Genomic DNA, 4,551 nt, shown 5'->3' on the forward strand with positions numbered 1-4,551 from the left:
GACCATAGAGGTAATTCCACAGCGAAGGCCGTGAGGCGCGCAGCGAGCGGTCAATAGGTGGGCTCAAGTCCTCCCCAGTGTCGGCATCCTTCACGGTTAACGTCAGCCGGTTGCCAATTGGGTTGTGCACGGCAATGCCTGAGACGAAGCGGAGGAACAACACATACTTGGCCGATCCCTTGCGCCCTACCCCTGCGGTCTGTACTTCGTTATCAAAAGGCGCCCAGCGATTACTGGGTCGCATATCCTCCCAGGCGCGCTGGTCGATGTTTGGCGGCACGGTCGCGTCAGCGGGAACCACTGCACACTTCCACACTCGCCGCTGATAAACGCGCTCTGCACCCACTGCCACCACCTGACCCGATGTCCATGCCACCTCACCAGCTGTAGCGTCCACCTCAGGCACGGAGCCCGGGCGAAACGCTGCATCGGTGATGGGGATGGGGACTAAGACAATCGCCATGCCCCTTCCTTTCTATTGTTGAACGCGAATACGGTTCACAACCTCAGCGGTTATTACCGATCCGCCATTGGTCACGCGATCCAAGTTGTCGGACAGCTTGCGGGCATGCTCATTGACCGAAACCACTACAGCTTCCACGCGCAAGAGAATGGCCTCTACACGCGCAGCCCCTGCAGCCGTATCCGGACCACGAGACTGGCCGCGAACTGCTTCCATCAGCGCACGGTTTTCGGCCGCTGGAATGATCCGCTCGCCCTTGTGGATGTTCGCCGTCATGTCGTAGGGCACATAGTTCGTACCCACGGCAAATGACTTGCGCTTCACCCACAGGCCTTGCTTCGCATCCCAGTCCCAGCCGCTGCCGTAGACGTTCTGGCCGGCTTGCATGGCTGCCCACTGCTCGGCGGTCAAGTTGCCTGAGCCGATCATCAAATGGCCGTCGTACTCGGACTGCCCTGCGGCATACTTTTCGACAGTGCCATCCGACCACATGGCTCGACCGTCTGCCGTGAAGCCGATTACTCGGCGCCCCACCGAGCCGGAGACCGTTCCACCGAGTGCCGCGCCTGAGCCTCCACCCGAGCCGCTCCCGGTTGGTGTGCCTGCGCCGCCCAGCCCAGCCTTTGCAGCCTCCTCCTTCTTAATCCGCTCCTGTTCCTTGGGGTCCAGGAGCTTATAGAGGGCATTGACGGCATCTGTAACGCTGAGCGTCGCATCCACCTGGTCTTCACCAAAGGTCTGCCAGAAGGTCTGGATATCGTCCAGGCGCTTAAGCTGCGAGGTTGCCAAGTCGATTTGCTTCTGCGCATCGGTCTTGGCCAACTCCGCGAACTCGCCCAACTCGTCCAACTGGCCAGCAAGAACCTTCTTGTCATAATCAAGTTCCGCCTGGGTGGCGTAGTTGTCCATGACGAGGCCACCAGTGGCTGCATTGATCGCGCTTTGCGTCTGGTCGTAGTCTCCAAAGCCAAGGCCTCGGCGCGCGTTCTCGAGCGCTTGCTCGATGTACACCATGCCGGCCGCAGCCTGCGAGTTCGCCATGTCGTCCACGCTCGCACGCAGAGACTTGGCACTGCCCTTGAACAGGTCCACATAGCTGGACGCCTTTGTGAAGGCGTCCTTGGCGTCCGCTGCAAACTGATTCCAATACTCCTTTTCACGGGAGATGGCGGCTTGCAGGTTCTGCTGGGCCAGCGTCTTGGCGGCCTCATCGGCCTTGGCCTTGTCCTCGGTGTCCCAGATCTCAACCTGCAGTTTCACCAGCTCTGGATCGTTGAACTTCTCCAGCTCCTTAATCTGCTTGGCGCGCTCCAGGCGGGTTGCTTCCGCATCGTTGCCCTTGGCGCGCAGCAGCTGAATCTGCAGATCGCCCTTGAGCGATGCAATGTTCTCGGCAGAGGTGTAGATCATGTCAAACACATCCACGAGACCCAGCAAGCTGGCAAAGAGCTTTTGGCCCTCTTCCGTGCTCTTGTCGATCCCGTTGATGTATTCCTTGAACGCCTCACGGCTGGCCGGCATGGTCTCGATTCCCAGCTTTTTGAGCTGGTCGTTGAGCAGTCGCGTCTGGTTCTTCACCTTCTCTTGGTCGGTGTAGAACTTGTCGTAGTAGTTGCCGGTCGCAGCCGTGAACTTATCAGCGCCCCCAAAGGCATCGATGATGTCCGAGGCCATATCAGCACCGGCCAGCGACGTATCCATGAGCGTGAGCCCAAGCATGTCGAAGACCGAGTTCACGCTGTACAGAGAGTCAGATAGGCGGGTAAGCGCCTGCACAGCCGTTTCACCTGCACGCACGTACTCGCTCATAACGAATACCTGCTCGGTGATCGTCTCCGTCACCTCGCGGCCCACCATACCGTATTGCTGGGTGTCGCCATCGGATGGCAACTCGACCCTATCCCACTGCATGCGGGTCACTTCGCGGGTTTGCTCCTCCCATTTGCCAAGAACCGAGCGCGCCAATTCCTCATTGGCCTGCGCCAGCGCTTGCTGCACCTTTGCCGATGCCTCCTCTTGCGAAAGCCCCGTCAGGTTCAGCCCCTTGCCGCCGGTGTCTGGGTGGATTTCGTCCAGGCCCAGGGTCACTTTCATGGCCCGAATCGCGTCGCCATCAAGGCCCAAGCTATCAGCCCGAGAGGCTGTGTCCTCACGCATGCCCTTGAAGGCATCCTGCAAGATCTTGATCGGGCCCTTGGAACCTTCAATGGCCCCGTCGTACTGCGAGAGCATGTCCAAGCGGCTGTACTGCTGCTGGATTTGGCGCTCACGGTAAGCGTTTCGCGCATCGGTCGGGTTGTCGGCGATCTCCTTTTTGAGGCGCTCGATTTCAGCCTTGGACTTTTCGATCTCTTTTTCGGCCACCAGATAGCGGTACTTCGGACCGCCAAAAAGGCTGCCGCTTTCGCGCATCAATTGGTAGCCGTAGAGGTCGCCACCCAATTCGCCAGTAATGCCACTGCCGACTTGCTTTTCTTCCTTGAACATTCCGCCCAGATAGGCTGCGATCAGCGGCACAGCCATGACCCAGCCGCCAGATGCAACCCATTGGGAAGCACTGGAAGCCCAGGAGGCCTGTGGCGCTGCCGCCCCTAAGCTGCCAGTCACCGGAGTGGTCACGGCGCCAGATGCCTGAACACCGGCTGCACCCCATTGCGCGCTACCACTCCCCCACCCCGCCAAATTGGCTAGATAGCGCGAGCCTTGGCCAACAAGACCTTCTCCCGTATACAGGTTGTAGCCCGTAGACCCAGCGCTGATAAGGTTGCCAACATTGCCGCCGGCTGAACCATCAGAACCGCCTCCGAACAAGCTTGCCAGCCATCCAGCGCCAGCACCGATCAGGCCCGTGACGTTCGCCGCGACGTTCATCACAAACTTCTGTGCGAACGCCTGGTAAAGGGCGTCAGATGCAGAGGTCAGAATGGTGGTCTTGAGCGACTTGCCAAACGCCTTGAGACCATCTGCGCCGTTGTTCACGAAGTCAGCAAAACCTTGACGGAAGATGTCGTTGTACTTCTCAGAATTCTTGAGCGCGTACTCCTCCTGGATATTACCGATGGCCACCTGCTTGTCCACCTCGGCCTTCTCCCAAATCAGCTTGCGGCGGGCGGCCTTCTCGCGCTCGTTGTCGTCGCTGTCGTCGCTGTACTTGGTCTTGTCCACCTCCGCGATTTGCTTGGCGACATCCAGTGTGATCTTGCGCACGGCAAGGATCTTACGGCGGGCAGCCTCATCCATGCCCAAAAGAGAAAGGCCATCCTGTTGGATGGCCAGTTCTTCTTTTGCAGCTTCCAGCGACTTGCCCATGGTCTCGCTGAACTTCTTGAAGTCCAGCTTTTCCAGCCCTGCAATCACTGCCTGTTGACCCGCAATCTGTTTGTCCAACGCGGCCATGTACTCGGGATTGGCGATCAAGCCCATGTCGGCTTTCTGCTGCTGCAGCTTAGCCAACGTCATGCGCTCGATCTCTACCCGGGCCTTGCCATAGACGTTCAAAGACGCTTCAAGGCGCGCAGCTTCCTCCTCTGTCGCCTCAGCGCTTTTGTACATGCCCTTGATCAGAGCATCCTTGGCCTTCATCGACTCTTCGGAGGTCTCATTGCTTCGCAGCTGCGCGCCCAACTCGTCTGCAGTCGCCTTGGCGTTTTTAAGCTTGGCGACGGTCTTCGCATCGGTCGCTTTCTCCATCTCGGCGGAGATCTTCAGCGACTCGCGCTCGCCAGCATTCAGGTCCTTTGCCGCGAGACCCAGCTCCTGCAGCTGCTTGCCGTACTGGCGGGCCGCTTCTAGCTGAGCTTCAAGACCAGACAGACGGGTGTCGCTCATGCTGACGCCGCCAGTCTTGCTCGGGCCTTTCTCCTTGTACTGGTCGCGCAGGCTGGCCTCGACCTTGGCGAGCTGTTGCGCCAATTCGCTGCGCTTCTTGAGGTCATCCTGGGGGACGAATGACAGCTTATTGTTGTACTCCTCCCGAGCGGCAGCCAGAGCCCGAGTCAGCTTTTCCGACTTAGTCAGATGCTGGTCGAGCGTTTCCTGCCACTTGATGGATGCCTGAGTGGCTTTTACGCCCTGCTCCTGAGCAAGAG

2 pseudogenes are annotated in these 4,551 nt (G+C 59.1%); both read right to left on the bottom strand.

Features of this window, described 5'->3' with window-relative positions:
- Window positions 1-463: pseudogene (locus ACCQ08_RS25840) on the bottom strand (hypothetical protein); the annotation flags it as partial.
- A 12-nt stretch (window positions 464-475) separates the two neighbouring features.
- A pseudogene (locus ACCQ08_RS25845) lies at window positions 476-4,551 on the bottom strand (hypothetical protein); the annotation flags it as partial.

This window comes from Comamonas sp. SY3 (assembly GCF_041730275.1).
Classification (GTDB): Bacteria; Pseudomonadota; Gammaproteobacteria; order Burkholderiales; family Burkholderiaceae_C; genus Comamonas; species Comamonas sediminis.